The organism is Hespellia stercorisuis DSM 15480, from assembly GCF_900142165.1.
GTDB lineage: Bacteria > Bacillota > Clostridia > Lachnospirales > Lachnospiraceae > Hespellia > Hespellia stercorisuis.
The window spans coordinates 81799-96539 of the sequence record NZ_FQZY01000013.1 but is presented as its reverse complement, the minus strand read 5'-3'; the positions used below and the strand labels follow the sequence as shown (position 1 = coordinate 96539).

17 protein-coding genes are annotated in these 14741 nt (G+C 43.2%); 1 reads left to right on the top strand and 16 read right to left on the bottom strand.

The window, feature by feature from the left end; all coding sequences use genetic code 11:
• Positions 1-416 (bottom strand): sugar-binding domain-containing protein (locus BUB85_RS05430; protein WP_330392237.1); only part of this gene is annotated, 416 nt, incomplete at its 3' end.
• 202 nt (positions 417-618) lie between these two features.
• Here BUB85_RS05430 and BUB85_RS05425 point away from each other — a divergent pair.
• On the top strand, positions 619-1482 hold the full coding sequence (locus tag BUB85_RS05425) for an AraC family transcriptional regulator (protein WP_073106552.1): 864 nt from the start codon (positions 619-621) through the stop codon (positions 1480-1482).
• A gap of 60 nt (positions 1483-1542) precedes the next feature.
• Here BUB85_RS05425 and BUB85_RS05420 read toward each other — a convergent pair whose 3' ends face one another.
• From BUB85_RS05420 to BUB85_RS05350, 15 genes are all read right to left on the bottom strand, one after another.
• Positions 1543-1803 carry a hypothetical protein gene (locus BUB85_RS05420; RefSeq protein ID WP_227036170.1) on the bottom strand — a complete coding sequence of 87 codons (261 nt, stop codon included), beginning with the start codon at positions 1801-1803 and terminating at the stop codon, positions 1543-1545.
• Positions 1804-2141: 338 nt separating this feature from the next.
• Complete coding sequence (locus BUB85_RS05415) at positions 2142-2513, bottom strand: MmcQ/YjbR family DNA-binding protein (RefSeq protein WP_073106549.1); 372 nt, start codon at positions 2511-2513, stop codon at positions 2142-2144.
• Between the two features lie 92 nt (positions 2514-2605).
• Positions 2606-4297 (bottom strand): lysozyme family protein, encoded by a 1692-nt coding sequence (locus BUB85_RS05410; RefSeq protein ID WP_073106546.1) that lies wholly within the window; start codon positions 4295-4297, stop codon positions 2606-2608.
• A gap of 29 nt (positions 4298-4326) precedes the next feature.
• Positions 4327-4677 carry a hypothetical protein gene (locus BUB85_RS05405; RefSeq protein ID WP_073106543.1) on the bottom strand — a complete coding sequence of 117 codons (351 nt, stop codon included), beginning with the start codon at positions 4675-4677 and terminating at the stop codon, positions 4327-4329.
• On the bottom strand, positions 4677-7007 hold the full coding sequence (locus BUB85_RS05400) for a VirB4-like conjugal transfer ATPase, CD1110 family (RefSeq protein ID WP_330392236.1): 2331 nt from the start codon (positions 7005-7007) through the stop codon (positions 4677-4679). Before BUB85_RS05400 ends, BUB85_RS05405 begins: the two co-directional genes overlap by 1 nt.
• Positions 7000-7440 (bottom strand): PrgI family protein, encoded by a 441-nt coding sequence (locus BUB85_RS05395; protein ID WP_023923453.1) that lies wholly within the window; start codon positions 7438-7440, stop codon positions 7000-7002. Before BUB85_RS05395 ends, BUB85_RS05400 begins: the two co-directional genes overlap by 8 nt.
• Positions 7441-7443: 3 nt before the next feature.
• The gene (locus tag BUB85_RS05390) at positions 7444-7875 is read right to left on the bottom strand and encodes a DUF4313 domain-containing protein (protein WP_073106537.1); all 432 of its coding nucleotides are present in this window, start codon (positions 7873-7875) and stop codon (positions 7444-7446) included.
• A 4-nt stretch (positions 7876-7879) separates the two neighbouring features.
• Positions 7880-8722: a hotdog family protein gene (locus BUB85_RS05385; protein WP_173689658.1), complete on the bottom strand. Its 843-nt coding sequence runs from the start codon at positions 8720-8722 to the stop codon at positions 7880-7882.
• A gap of 87 nt (positions 8723-8809) precedes the next feature.
• Positions 8810-9127: a glutamyl-tRNA amidotransferase gene (locus tag BUB85_RS05380; protein WP_044927371.1), complete on the bottom strand. Its 318-nt coding sequence runs from the start codon at positions 9125-9127 to the stop codon at positions 8810-8812.
• An 87-nt stretch (positions 9128-9214) separates the two neighbouring features.
• Positions 9215-10939 (bottom strand): VirD4-like conjugal transfer protein, CD1115 family, encoded by a 1725-nt coding sequence (locus BUB85_RS05375; RefSeq protein ID WP_256147852.1) that lies wholly within the window; start codon positions 10937-10939, stop codon positions 9215-9217.
• Positions 10940-10962: 23 nt separating this feature from the next.
• On the bottom strand, positions 10963-11241 hold the full coding sequence (locus BUB85_RS05370) for a DUF4314 domain-containing protein (protein ID WP_024852684.1): 279 nt from the start codon (positions 11239-11241) through the stop codon (positions 10963-10965).
• 16 nt (positions 11242-11257) lie between these two features.
• A complete protein-coding gene (locus BUB85_RS05365; protein WP_044927369.1) occupies positions 11258-11569 on the bottom strand; it encodes a hypothetical protein in 312 nt (103 codons plus the stop codon).
• Between the two features lie 83 nt (positions 11570-11652).
• Entirely contained in the window at positions 11653-12636 is a 984-nt protein-coding gene (locus tag BUB85_RS05360; RefSeq protein WP_073106567.1) for an ArdC family protein, read from the bottom strand.
• A 5-nt stretch (positions 12637-12641) separates the two neighbouring features.
• Positions 12642-13448 carry a PcfB family protein gene (locus BUB85_RS05355; protein WP_073106531.1) on the bottom strand — a complete coding sequence of 269 codons (807 nt, stop codon included), beginning with the start codon at positions 13446-13448 and terminating at the stop codon, positions 12642-12644.
• 2 nt (positions 13449-13450) lie between these two features.
• Positions 13451-14740: a relaxase/mobilization nuclease domain-containing protein gene (locus BUB85_RS05350; RefSeq protein ID WP_073106528.1), complete on the bottom strand. Its 1290-nt coding sequence runs from the start codon at positions 14738-14740 to the stop codon at positions 13451-13453.
• Position 14741 lies beyond the last annotated feature (1 nt).

The following is a 14741-nucleotide window of genomic DNA, read 5'->3' as shown; positions in this document are numbered from 1 at the left end:
CCTTCAAAATTCAAGAAGGCTTTTGGTGCATTTTCATCTTTGTGATAAACAAAGGTATGTGCATATGCTCCACATGGAATATCCTGTGGTACATATGGCGGATCAAATGGAAATGGATAACGGATATTGGTATACTGGTGTGTGTCATATCCTGCCATCTGCCATACACTCGGAACCTGAATCTCATCAAAATTTTCTGTATCATAATCTTTCTCAAAGAAAGGTTCCTGAACATCATAGATGCTGTTAAAATACTGGAACTTCCAAGTTCCATTCAATAACTGCATACGGTCTGACTCTTCCCTGTGCTCCACCAGGTGATCCATTCTTTTGGATGCCGGAATATAATAGGCTCTGGCTGGCATTGTGTTTTCATGCAGTACGCTTAAATCCTCATAATAACGTGGTACAATCATAAATAACTCTCCTTCAATACATATACATTTTTTTGCACTTTGTTTTCCCGCAGCAAATCTTGTCCTTTACTTTTATCTTTACGTTTCTTTGTTTTGCTATATATACATTATCCTAATTTGCAAAATATGTCTATGAATTGGATTAGACAAAATATGCACTAAATGATACAATGATAAAAAGTAGGAAAAGAGGTGCTGCCCTATGTATATGAATACCGGTTATTTAAACCACTCCCATATGGATTTCAAAGACAAAAGTCGCCCACTGATTGTAGGAAGCTGCGGCACTTACCGCCTTTCCAGTCATCCAAAGCTACCAACCTACCGTCCAAGGGGACGCCTGGATTATCAGATTATTTACATCACTGCTGGTTGTGGGCATTTTCATTTTGACAATGTGGATAACGAAACGATTGTTCCAGCCGGTAACATTGTACTGTACAGACCGAAGGAACTTCAGAAATATGAATATTATGGGGAAGATAAGACAGAAGTATACTGGATTCATTTTACAGGAAATAATGTAAAAAATATCCTACGGCAATATGGATTCCCGGATAAAGAGCGTGTATTTCAGGTCGGAACCTCTATGGAATACGAACAGATTTTCAAGCGTATCATCATCGAGCTTCAACGCTGCCAGGATAATTATGAAGAAATGCTTGTCCTTCTGCTCCGTCATCTTCTTATTATCTTTCATCGAGAACTGACCAGGGAACATATCTTAAAAAATGAATACCTGGATCACGAGATGGATAACGCAGTTACCTTTTTCAGTGAAAATTATAACCAGAATATTAGCATAGATGATTATGCTGCCTCACGTGGAATGAGTGTCAGCTGGTTTATCCGAAACTTCAAAAAATACACAGGTTCTACACCAATGCAGTTTATTGTGGGAATCCGAATTAACAATGCCCAGATGTTACTTGAAACAACAACCTATTCCATCAATGAAATTTCTAAAATTGTCGGGTATGATAATCAGCTTTATTTCAGCCGGCTTTTCCACAAGCTGAAAGGATATTCCCCAAGAGAGTACCGAAAAATAAGAAATAGGTTATGAAATCTATAATGTCATAAATCCAGTTTCCCCTCCAAAAGAGGATGCCACGGAATCATCAAATCAACGATTCCATGGCATCCTCTTCTCTCTTTTTGCAACCCCTTCCAAAATTGGCGTTTCTGTCAAATATTTTGAATATTCATCTGCCGCAATAAGTTTTGTAGTAAAATTATCAAAATCCGGTGTAATGACAATCAATCCATTTTTAGCAGATTTCACATCCTCATAAGAAAGTTCCAAAACTCGTTTATGAGAAACTCGTTTTCCAGACTGATATTCTAACAAGTAAACGTATAATGCTTGCCATACTTGCCTTGGCAAGAAACAACAGGCTCTCCCCAGTTGACTGAATAGTCACAATGTAAAATATAAAGTGCTCTTTGCCCCCCGCAGAAGCAAACCATTTCTTACCATGACGATTTGATTTGTGTTGCTTTCCGCTGGAATTAAAGCGTCAGCCTTCTAGATGTCAAAATTTCGAGGCTCAATCACACTCTCTATTTTCTCGCTGTCTACGCTTAGCAACTGCCATTACTGGCAGTCACCCAAGACTCGCTACTGGCGGTTGGTTAGACCTTACCAGGCAGACATTTCACCTGCTAGACTACTCGCCCTTACCTGGGCGCACAATCCCGATTTATCATCCCACTTTATTTCTTCTATCCGACTGTCCATTTCTTGTTTCTCTGACATTCTTCCTGTTCATCAACGATATCGTAGCTCATATCAAGCATATCTAAAACTTTCGAATCACTGACAGTCCCATCCATTGAAACTGCCAGCCAATGTTTCTGATTCATGTACTTTGCCGGAGCAAAGTGATACATTTCGATATAATTGCTTATCATATCTGACTCTGCCTGAACTTCCATGATTGACATTACAGATTTGTCTGATTGATAAAAAATAGCATAAGGAATGTTGTTTCTTTGGTTTTTAAAGATTATGATCTGCTTTCCATTTTGTGTGATTCTCTCCGGGTTGGCTGGATATTGCTTTTTGATGTATTCGAATATTTCTTGTTGATTCATGAGAGGATCCCTTCTTTTTCACTAGTTCTTTTTTTTATTTTGTCGCAATTTACCCACGATTACAAGAGTAACTTTTCTTTTTTATATTTCCGTCAATTTATCAGTCCATATCCCATTATAGAGCTGTAATCTACTGCATAGTTTCTCTGCCGTACCTGATCACTGGAATTTCCCTCAATCGTGTAAACTCTTCCACCTTCGTATTTTTCTACAATTCCTACGTGGTCCGATGTTCCATCGTGATCCCAATCGAAGAAAATAATCATTCCGGCTGATGGGGTTGTTCCACCGCTCTGCCATTTGTTCTTTCCCTGAAACCAGGTAACACCATCACTGCACAAGGAGAATTTTGGAACATTCCCACTCTCTATCAGACCACTCTGGTCTGCACACCAGCTTACAAAACAGGCACACCATTCTACCCTGCTGTCGAATCCATACCAGCTCCAGAACTTCTGGCCACCGCTGTTTCCGATCTGCCCCATTGCCACCGAGACAATCTGCTGATTTCCAAACAAACCAGCAAACAGGCTGCCACCGGAATAATACCGCATCACATGGGGAACGTATTCGGGATCTCCATAGCTGCTCCATCCATGCGAAGCTGCCTGCTCCTGTGAAAATTGTAAAGCATTGGCTTCTGTGTATCCGCCTCTTTGCAACGCCCATCCTATGTACCCGTTTCCATAGTTATATCCCTGCCATGCAAGTTTTAACTTGTCCATATCCTGTGGGCTGCTACTTCCTGCCTGACTGATACAGTCTGCAAAGGTCTGTACTCCCACCTCTATCGAATAATTCGGATCGGTAATAGAACCGGGGCTGTGTGAAAACCTTATATTATACGGACTTTCCGAACACTGCATCGGGTCTGTTCCTCTTCCCCCGGATTCCTGCATCATAATCGCCTGTATCGCAGACACATATTCTGGAATGCCATATTGGGATGCGTACTGCTGTATCACCGAAGTATAAGCCAGCACCTCATCACTTAGAGATTCGGAGCTTTCCGAACTACTGCTGAAGGCTGCTCCTGCAATGATTCCTGCAATCAGAATAAATACCAGAAGAAATGCACCGCCTCCGGCAGCAATCCATTTTCCCATTTTTTCAAGAGCTACTCCCCCTTTTTGAATCGTTGCTGTAATTCCCTGTACGGATAACTTTGAGCCTTTTCCTTTTACCTGAAGGACTGCTTTTCCACTTTCTGCCGATGCCTGTACTGATTTTCTTGCCATCTGTACTGCTCTTGCTTTCTGCATCGCCTGAAGGCTCTTTTCCACCTGCTGTGTCTGTATGGATGCCTGTGTCTTTATTTTTTCTTGAGACAGACCGGATACTATTACCACTCTCGGTGCTGCTTTTACCTGCCGTTTACCGTTTTCCTTGGCAAGTGCTGCATGCTCCGGTTTCAGCTTGATCAATTTCTTTCCGCTTTCTGCCCCCTGCTCCATTGCTTCTTCAGCGGCTTTTGCTTCTTCCTGTCTGCTTTTTCTTTCCTTTATCTTCCTGTAGGTCACTCCGGCAAGTTTTTTCCCACCTCGATATGTGGTTTTCCCTATGGTTTTTCCTGCCACACTCGCCGCCCTGTACTGTACGGATTCTATTTTTTCAGTACCATACTGTGTCGGGGAGTCTGACTGCCCACTGCTTTTTTCATGTAGGTCCCTTGGCTTTTCTTTTGCTTCCAGTACAGCCGAGCGAACCAGTTCTTTCGGAAGTCGGGCAGCCGGATTTCGAATCTTCGGATTCTTATCCCTTACCCGTTCCTTGATATCTCTCATCCGGTCACCCTCTTTCCGTATCTCTTATCTCATCGGGAAACATCCCGATGTTTCTTTTTTTCCTGCTGTTTCTGTAACTGCTCCACCTGTCTGATTGCTTCATTTACCAGTGGATGCTCGTTGTAATATGGCACAAGCTCCAAATCACCCCTGTCTTTTGATGACAACGGCAATGGATATTCCATATCTGAATAAATAGAGTCCGGATCATGGATAGAAAACTCAATAGCCGGACACATATTGGCAGATGTTCTACAATACTTCTGGTACTTTTTATATGCCTCTTCCAGCGTTTTGCATTTTGTATATTCTCCAAAGTCATGGAACTCCCCACACTCTGCAGCATAAAAAGTGATCGTTACTTCTTCTTTTTTCTTCATTATGATTCTCCCGGTTTTGTTGTCATGAGTTTATAAAGGTCTGTATTCTTTGGAAACGTATTCTCAAACGGAACGATATTCCCGGAACATCGGATCAGACCACTGCCGACTGCTACGTTGGTAATATACGACAATTGATTCTCAGAAATATTCAAAAGAGCTGCCAGTTCTTCCCTGTCTGTACTTGCCTGATTCAAAAGAATCAAAAACTCACTGTTTGCCAACATCAGTCTTGCAGTGTCCGATTTCAGAAGTTCCTCAACATTTTGGGTTAAACCTGTCACGAATCCATTGTATTTTCTGATTCTCTTGTACAGTCGGTAGAAGAAATTTGCACTGTATTCATAGCGGAATAACAGATAGAACTCATCGGCAAATATCCATGTAGTTTTTCCTTCTTTCCAGTTCTGAATTACCCTGTTAAAAATACTGTCTAAGGTAACCAGCATTCCAAGAGGCATAAGCTGTTCCCCCAGTTCCCGGATATCGTAATCCATGATCCTGTTCTTCTTATTCACATTAGTTGGCTGTGCAAAGGTGTTCAGACTTCCGTTGATAAAAAGTTCGGATGACAGTGCAAGTCCCCTTGCCTCTTCTTCCGGCTGCAACATCAACTGTCGGTACATATCTTTCAGCGTCGGAACTTCCCCTGTATAACCACTTCGGATATAATCCCGGTACACATCTGCAGCACAGCGGTCCAGAATCGACTTTTCTTTTGCCGACAGATTTCCTGCTCCAACCAACTGTTCGAACACAGACAGAATAAACTCCGATTTTTCAATCAGTGGATTCTTTTCATTACCGTAGGCCGCATCCATATCCATTGCATTCAGGTGATTGTCTGATGTCGCAGATACTTTTACAACCTGTCCACCCAAGGCCTCTACTAATTTTGTGAATTCGGACTCCGGATCAAGAATCAGGATATCGTCATCGGTACTCAATGCCAGATGCACAATCTCTTCTTTTGCTGAAAAGCTCTTTCCTGATCCACTGACGCCCAACCGGAAACTGTTTCCATTCATCAGTTTCTTCCGGTCGGCTACCAGAAGGTTCTTGCTGACTGCATTCTGCCCATAATAGATACCTCCCGGCTGCAGGATTTCCTGTGTATGGAACGGGATTAAAACAGCCGTTGATTCCGTTGTCAGTGTACGCAGGGCATTGATCTTTCGCAGTCCATAAGGAAGCACTGTATTGAGTCCGTCCACTTGCTGCCACTTTAATGTTGCCATCTGACACAGATGCTTTCTTGCGATTGACAGAAGCAGTTCCGTATCGGAATCCAATTGCTTTTTGCTGTCTGCCAGATGTACCATTGTCAAAATCCCGAACATCATACGCTGGTCTCTGGTTGTCAGATCATCGAGCATTTCCTTGGTTTCTTTTCTCTGAAGTTCCATATCGTATGGTACGATTGCCGAGAAGTTATTATTAGCGTTCTGCCTTCTCTGCCAGTTGGTCACGTTGGTTTCCACACCAAGCAGTCGGTTCTGGATTTCCCTTACTGCTTCATCCGTAGGGACTGGCAGGATGTCAATCGACAATATCAGATTCCGGCTGAAGTCACACAGTTCTGAAATCATGTCATCTTTGACATAACTTGCATAATCCTGCATATACAGGACTCTTCCGTATCTGTCACCGATTTTAAAATGGTCCCGTTCAAATTCCATAGAATCCGGACACATCCAGTCCTTGAAACTTGTTCCCTTCTTGGCAAATTGTTTCAGATCAAATGGGAATGCCTGTGGGACATCTCCCTTGAAGAAATCCCTGAAAATCTGGAGCCGGCTCTCTGCGTCCAGTCCTTCTGCTGTGGACGATAACTTTGCCAGATGTGTTACGATGTCTGTTCCGATACGTGCAAAATAGGTTCTTGCATCATCAATCGATCTTTTATGTACACTGACGGTCAGATACCGTTCCTGATAGATGCTGTTGTTTGTTCCTGTAATCTTAGACAGGAGCATTTCGTTGTATTCTTCCCGATAGTGGTCCAGTCCATCTTCCTTCATTGGAAGCAGAATAGACTTTTCGAATTCTTCTTTATTGATTCTCCGGTTATTGATGGTAATTTTGGCAGAAATGCCGGAATCCAGTGAATTTAAGAGTTCAGAATAATCCAGAAACATTTCTGTCTTATTGTCCTTACTCGCAATATAATAGTTGATATCTGTAAAACGATATGTTTTTGAGAATTTCGTTCCCTGTTGAAAAATTCCATCCGGCCAGATTCGCTGGATGGGAATTGCCTGTTGGACGGATTTCGGAACTTTGAAGCGTTCCTTATCCATCCGAAGTGCCTGACTTAAGGTTTTAATCAAAGGCATCACTCCTTCCCTTGCGTTTCTTTCTCTGTTTTGCTTCTGCTTTTTGCTCCCGCTCTTTTATGATTTCCGCTCCATCCTTTTGATTCTTTTCTCCCAGCGAGATGGTCTCCTGCATGCAGGAGTAGTAGATATCTTCCGACTGAAACACCAGTTTCTTCGGATACAGCAATTCGGATTTAATCACTGCCCATAAAAACTGTTCGGCTGTCATACCATGATATTTGAAGAAGCCACAGGCAGCAAATGGAGCAGCACCAAGCACACACAGCCATCCGGTTATTTCCTGTCCGGTAATATCACGCATTCCAAAGTAAATTCCGATTGCTGTAAGGATGGCAAGAACTGAACACACACATTGCCGCAGGTCTAGTCCCATAAACATGGATTCCTGATAGTCCCGGATTTCTTTGTTCATCTTTACTTCCATAAATTATCGTTCCTTTCCCCTGTTTTGTTTCTTCGTTTTCTGTGGTTTTTCTTTCGGTACTTCTATCCCTGCAAATTTACAGTGTTCCGCAACGCCTTCCGAATCAAACTCCGCAAGTCTTGCAAGGTCAAACGCTACCTTCTGATAGATTGCATATCCTGATCTTCCTGTTTCATTCAACACTTTTCCAAGTTTATGTTCCTTGATAAAATGAAGCATATCCTTGGTAAAATCTCCTGTTATAAAAGCCTCATTTGGCATTATAAACTCATAAGGCAGATTGACGGTTACATCTCCAAAATCTTCCCATTCTCTCCCTTCCTTATGGCAGAGTCCTACATATAAATTTCCATTGCTCCGATAAGAGCTCACTCGTATCGCTACTGTCTCACGTCCGAATTCCCAGTTATATCTTAATGTTTTCTTTGTATCCATATTTTTAACCTCCAAGTCCCATCATTTCTCTGACAATACGGTCAGATGCCTTAATTGCTCCAACCAGCACCAGTAAATTAAATACCAGTTCTCCTACATAGTTCCACACGATTGTAACTGCACTCAGCTCCGTATCTCCGACAGCCGGAGGGCTTGCCGCATAAGCAGAAAAGATAATACATGCCAGTGCAATAATTGCCCCTTCCAGACACACGCCTATATAAGAACGGATAAAGTTCTTTCCGATGGACTGCGTGGGTTCTCCTGCAAATGAGGAAATCGGAATCGGGGCGATTGCCGTATACATATAGATTTTGAACATTCTGCCATACACTGTCAGGATCATCACAAATGACAATACAGTGATCAGCAGACTGCCAAGCAGTGTGACAATCCACAATGGAATGGATTCCAGCATTCCCACGCTCTCAATCTTATCTACAATCTCCGTTGGCAGTTCTGTCACGCTTCCTGCCATACTGGAGCCGCTCATTACGGTTGTCACGATTCCCTGCACAATGGAAAACAGTGCCTGCATAAGTTCCATCCCGTATGTGATTGCTCCCTGAGCAAGTGCAAAACGGATAAATGCTTTTAGCACATGTTCCGGCTTTTTCAGATCTGTAAAACTGCCACACGTTTTTATGATTCCGGCTGCGAAAAATAATACCAGTAATCCATAAGCAATGGCTGTCAGTGCATCATTAATATTTACCATAATCCGCCAGATGCCGCCGCCCTTAAAAGTTGCCGGATTTTCAGTCAGCAGAGTCCACAGTTCTGCCATCTTTTCACTCCATGTGGATAGTGCTGAGTTTAGATTCTGTACAATCCAGTTATCACTCAAAAACTCTCACCTCCTTAAACATATTTTTGAATACAGGAGTACCTTCCGGCACTCCTGCTGTTTCCTGATATATTTTTTCAAAGAGGTTTACGCCATAATCAAATCGAGGATTTCTTTGGCGAACGTAATAATTACCCCTCCGGCCAGTGTCAGAAATCCATTTGCCCTCTGGCTTGGATCATGGCTTTTTAAAGACAGACCAACCTGCACAACACCAAATCCAAGCAAAATCAAACCGATCGCACGAATCAGAGAAAAAATAAAGGTAGACAGGTTATTGATAACGGACAACGGATCTCCGGCTGCGAATGCGGTCGTTGCTCCAACCGTTACGGTCAGTACCAGTGCCATATAAAGGCTCATCCACTTTTTCTGTTTTCTCCCCATCGGCATCGGGGTTATCATTTTTTCAGTTGTATTCTTTTTTGTTCTATTTTTTTCTCCTGTGAGAAGTTTCTTCAATACACATCACTCCAATCCATCAAAAAACTGCTATTCACCAAGGATGTCCTCGGTAGACAGCAGTTCGTAATCGTCTAATCTGTTAATGTCAATCTTTAGGTCGTCGTGAGCCAGTGGTGTTTTCGCATAATCATAAGGCGATGCACCACCGTCCTCTGTGTATCTGAAATTCACATGCTTTTTTAAATCATATTTATCGTCCATGATCGGACGCTCCCCACGAATAAACAAAATCGCTTTGCGGTTATCTAAAAGCCGTATTTCATCCGGTGTTAAAAGTTCCCTTCCTGTCTGCTGATAATTCACCGAATAGCTGCCGCTACGCCCTTTTGTCTGTCCGTAGGTATTGGTATCCAATGTCTCTTTTCCCAATAATTCCGAGACATACTTATGTCCTTCTTTTTCATTTCCACCCAGATATAAAAATTCATCGCAGTTGCCGATCAGACTCTCATACGAGTCTTTAAATAAGGCTTTCATCTGTGCAATGTTCTGGATGATGATACTACAGGAAATCCCTCTGGAACGCATGGTTGCCAGAATCTTGTCAAAATCATCCGGCAAGGCTACGTTTGGCCATTCATCCATAATGCAGTGTACCGGAATCGGAAGCCTTCCTCCGTACTTCCGGTCTGCCACATAATACAGTGTCTGAAACAGATTGCTGTAAATCATGCCGACCAGATAATTCATACTGGTGTCCGCATCTGGAATACAGCAAAACAGTGCTACTTTTTTCTCCCCGATACTGTATAAGTCCAGTTCGTCCGTACAGGTCAGGTTGGCGATCTGTTTCAGGTTAAAAGCTGCCAGACGGACACCAACCGAGATTAAAATCGACTTTGCAGTCTTTCCGGCCGCCTGCTTATAAATGGCATACTGCTTGACCGCAATACTCTCCGGGTCCCGCATTTCCAGTCTTTCAAACAAAATGTCCAATGGTGACTGGTAATCCTCATCATCTTCTTTGACCTGTGCGCTTCCAAGCATTTCCATGATCATCGGGAAGTTCTGTTCTTCCGGTGGAGCTTCATGCAGCAAATACAGCATAAGTGCCTGTAAAAGTGCAGTCTCGGACTTCTCCCAGAATGGGTCTGAGCTCTGCGCTCCCTTCGGTGTTGTGTTGCGGATCAGGTTATTGATCAGCTTCAGTACATCCTTATCATCCCGGACATACGCAAACGGGTTATAACACCAGGAAGTCTCCGGATTGATTAAATCAAAAACCCGGACTTCATATCCATTCCGTTCCAGAACGCCTCCGGTTTTACGCAAAAGTTCTGCCTTGGGATCAGTAATCACCATCGAACAGTTGCACTGCATGATGTTTGGGATTGCATACGTCCGGCTCTTTCCTGCTCCTGAACCTCCGACTACCAACACATTTAGATTTCGTTTGTGCTTATAACCGTCCAGTCCCATGCGGAAATGCTGTGTTAAAAGCAGATTCTGGGTGTACTGTTTTTCGCAGTAACGTCTGCAGATTTCGGACACGTTGCCCCATTTTGCGGAACCATGTTCCACGCCTCTTCTATAATTTCTTTTTTGGGATTCATAAATACCAATGCCTAAGAAATAGGCTGCTGTGAATATCAGAATACATTTGAACGTATACGGTGTATACGTGATAAAAAACGGCTGTTCGAGTTTTTCGCTCAGCGTTTCTAAGATTTGAATAAAATTCCTATCCGGTGTAATGGCACAAGCGGTAATCGCTGCCGCCCACCAGACAAATGGCAGAAAGACAAGATACAGAACCCAGTCCTGCTTTTTTGTACTTATCTCTGCAAGTCAGATTCTCTTTTCTTGCGTGGCTTTTCTTCTGGATGTCCCTGTCCTTCTTTCTTATGAAAGGAATCCACTCCCGGTATCAGTGAGAGACTTCTGCCGTTGTCCCACTTAACACCGAGCTGACCCGCATCATCCACATACTGCACAGTTCCTTCCAGTCCCTGCGGCATACCCGCTTCTCCATCCATCGAATTCAGACAGATTCTTGTTCCTGCCGGATACTGTTCTCTAAGTCTTGCCACTTTTTCTCTTGAATAAATGACCAATCAACCACTCCTTTCTCTACCAGAACATGTGTCTGCTAGTATTCGGTTTTGCAACCTGAATAATAACTTTATCTATTCCATCACTGTATCTTCCGGCTGCAAGATATTTACTTCTGAGTCTGTTCAGTGCCTTACGGATCTGCCTTTGTTCCCCGGCTGTAATCTGCAGTCGTTTCTGGGCGAGGTCGTATTCACTTACTTTTTTCAGAAGAGCTTTCGTTTCTTCCAAACATTCGTCCTGCTCACTCTGTGCCTGCAGCTCATCATTCAGTGCCACCACGAACATATTTTTCATAATGTTATCCATCTTCAAATAGTATTTTGTCATCTGGCTGACCTCCTTTTTTTGTTACACCAACCATATCACAAGACCTCCGTAATAGCTACTCCAACCGTCCAACTTTTTCACTTTTATCGTTCCGGCTGGCTCTTTGCTTTTTTCTCTTTTCCGGATGCTTTTTCAGATGGTTTTTCATCCTTGGTTTCCGGTGTTTTTACAGGGTCTCCGATTGCGAACTCATCGGTTACATACTCCTGTTCCTTTGCACCAAAATTCCGTTCGATATGGTTTCGGATACTGTAGGAAGCCTGACGGACATCATTTAAAAAGTCTCTCAGCTCCTGTGGGTCTTTCTTTCCACATTCATTTCTCTGTGCAATATACTCCAGATTGAATCCGGTGACATCCACACCATAACGTTTCGCAATCACATAAGCCGCACAATAAGCCTGTGCGCTGACTTTCTGTCGGCTGTAAGTTCCTGTATGCTGATCCATCGCTGCACAAGCCAGTTCCCTGTTCAGTGCATGGAATGTCGTTACTTCACTCATTCCGTTGCGGATATAGATGGTACGATATCTTGGATTGTACTGGGCCTGCACTTTGTCTGGCAGATTATCCTCAATCTGCACACGTACCGACTGGTCTTTTAAGACAGCTCCTACCAGTTCTGTCAAGCTTCGCTGAGGGCGTTCTTCCAATGGCTTCCCTGTCATCTGGCTGATATCAAATCCTTTTCCGATCGTATACCCTCTCCGCATTTCTCCATCTTTTTCATATTCAGTGGAAATCATATAAGTAATGCCATGTTCCCCGGCTTTGACCGAACGGTGTTCTTCTCTCCAGCGTTCATAAGACCTTACCACCTTAAAATCCGGATGCTGTCCATAGATCAAAAGCAGATTCGGTGTTCTCTGTGTATTACACTCTGCCATAAAATCCAGAAAACCTTTCAGTTTTTCTCCATCCTGAAAAACTCCCTGTGCCTGTGAATCTACTTCAGCCCATACCTCTTCTCTTTCCTGCTGTTTTTTGGCTGCATATTCTTCCTTGGTCAACTTCTGCTCTGGAACCTGCTCTTCCGTTCCACCTGAAATCATATCTGTTAAATCCATATACATTACCTGCCTTTCGTTTTCATATTCTTACGTTTCTTCCGGCTCTCTCTGGCATTTTTCCGTCTGTCCGGCCGTTTACGTTTCTCTTCCTGCTCCTTGCGGATATCTCCGAGTTCTTTCCGCACAGATGGTTTTTCATTTTTTTCTTCCCAGCTAGTTTCCCGACCGGAAGAAGTATTTCTGTTGCGCGAGAAAGGTTCGGATGGATTCTTTACTTCCCCCTCCTGCGCCTGTGTAAAATTTCCTTCTGGGAAAACTTCATCTCCAATCTGAAACATTTCTTCCGCATCGTCCAGTTCAAATTCTATCTTGCCTTCCGGCAGGACAACGGTCTCTGTCCGTACATTCTCCCCGGTTTCTTTTTCCATCTGGTTCTCTGCCTTCTCCGGTGCATTCTCTTTTTCCACTGCTTCTGTAACCATAGAGCCTGATTCTGCTTTTACAAAATCCAGATTCATCCGGTCTAATACCCGGTTCATCTTTGCTGCATCATCTGCAAATACCATGACCTCTGTCTGATCCGGATTCACCTTATCCTTGATAACTACATATAAGATGCCCCTTGCCTTGGCCTCTTTTGCAAATTCTTTCAGTCGGTCGCCCGGAACGGTAAAAAATTTCATCGGGCGCTGTTCCTTTAACATTCTGGTAAGTCTTGTTTTCCCTCTTGTCTTTTTCTGATCTTTCAGGGCGGCCGCAATAAAGATTGCCACGTGCTTTGCCACATTTCCGGTAATCTTCAAAGAGTATTCCATTCCTTCCAGACTGTACCGTACCACCTGATCAGCCGGTTCTGCTCCATAATTCATACTTATCTCACCTCCTGACTCTTCTGTATTCTTTCTTTATCTTCCACACGTTTTTCATTCTGGCTCTGTTCTTCTGCTTTCTGAAGTCTCGCTTCGATTTCCAAGGAATTCTTTTCAATCTGAACGGTCATACGGACTTCCTTGCGTAGTCGCTTCAATTCCTCATTGATTTCGGGCAAGCGTTCTTCACCTGTCTTGCTTTCCCCATTCCGATACAATCTTCTGCGTTCTTTCATAAGTTCCGCAATCTGCTTTTGCAATGGTTCTCGGTATCCGGCAAGCTGCTCTCTGGTTGTGATGTCATGTTTCATTAGAAATTCAATCTGTTCAATCCTGCGGTCCAGTTTCCGGATATCCTCCCTGACAGCGTATGGACTCCTTTTCGGTCTTTTTGGCAGTACACCCATCTGATATAAATAGGAATAATACAGTGCCTGAATCCCGGTCAGTTTCTTTCTTGGATGAATCTGAAGTGCCTTTTGATAGCCTCGTTTCACCTTTGACTGTAATATCTGCCCACGTATTTCCTCTTCAGAATAATTTTTTCCAAGAGAACGCAGACGGATATACCGTTCCATCCCCGGAGCTTTTAAAGAGATGTATTTCCGGTTCAGTTTCCATGTATATCCCCGCTTTTCCATCTCTTTTAAGAATTGTGACCAGGAGTAGCTTTCCTGTACCGATTCCCTGATATCCAAACGGATCGCCGTTCTCCATGTCGGCTTTCCTTCCTGTTCTGCTTTCCACTGTACATAAGGGATTGATTTTTTCTGATTGGATTCAATGATAGACAGACCATATTTTCTGCACAAGTCATCGGAAATCTTGCGGATCTCCGTATAATAACTCTTGGCATTACTATGGTACTTATGTCCGTCTACCATGCTTACAGAATTCCAGACAATATGATTATGATAGTGTCTGGTATTAAGATGTGTTGTTATGACGACTTCAAATTGTCCTTTTAAGAGCCGGTCTGCCAGTTCCTGCCCGATGAGATGTGCCAGTTCCGGTGTCACCTCACCTTCTGCAAAACTCTGTACCAGATGATATCCTTCTACACCGCCCATCTTATGGAATCTCCTTTTCGTTGCTACCATATCTTCATACGCATTTTCATTGGTACATCCGATGGTATCTTCAAAAACCGCCTGTTCCGTCTTGGTCCGGTTCATGGCATAATCGATGGCAGCCTCCAGAGAGTCTGCTTTCTGTGTGGTCTTTTCTTTGTCTTTCACATATTCGATAGAACGGTCCAGGCGGTGGACGGGGATAACACTTGTATAAGCCATC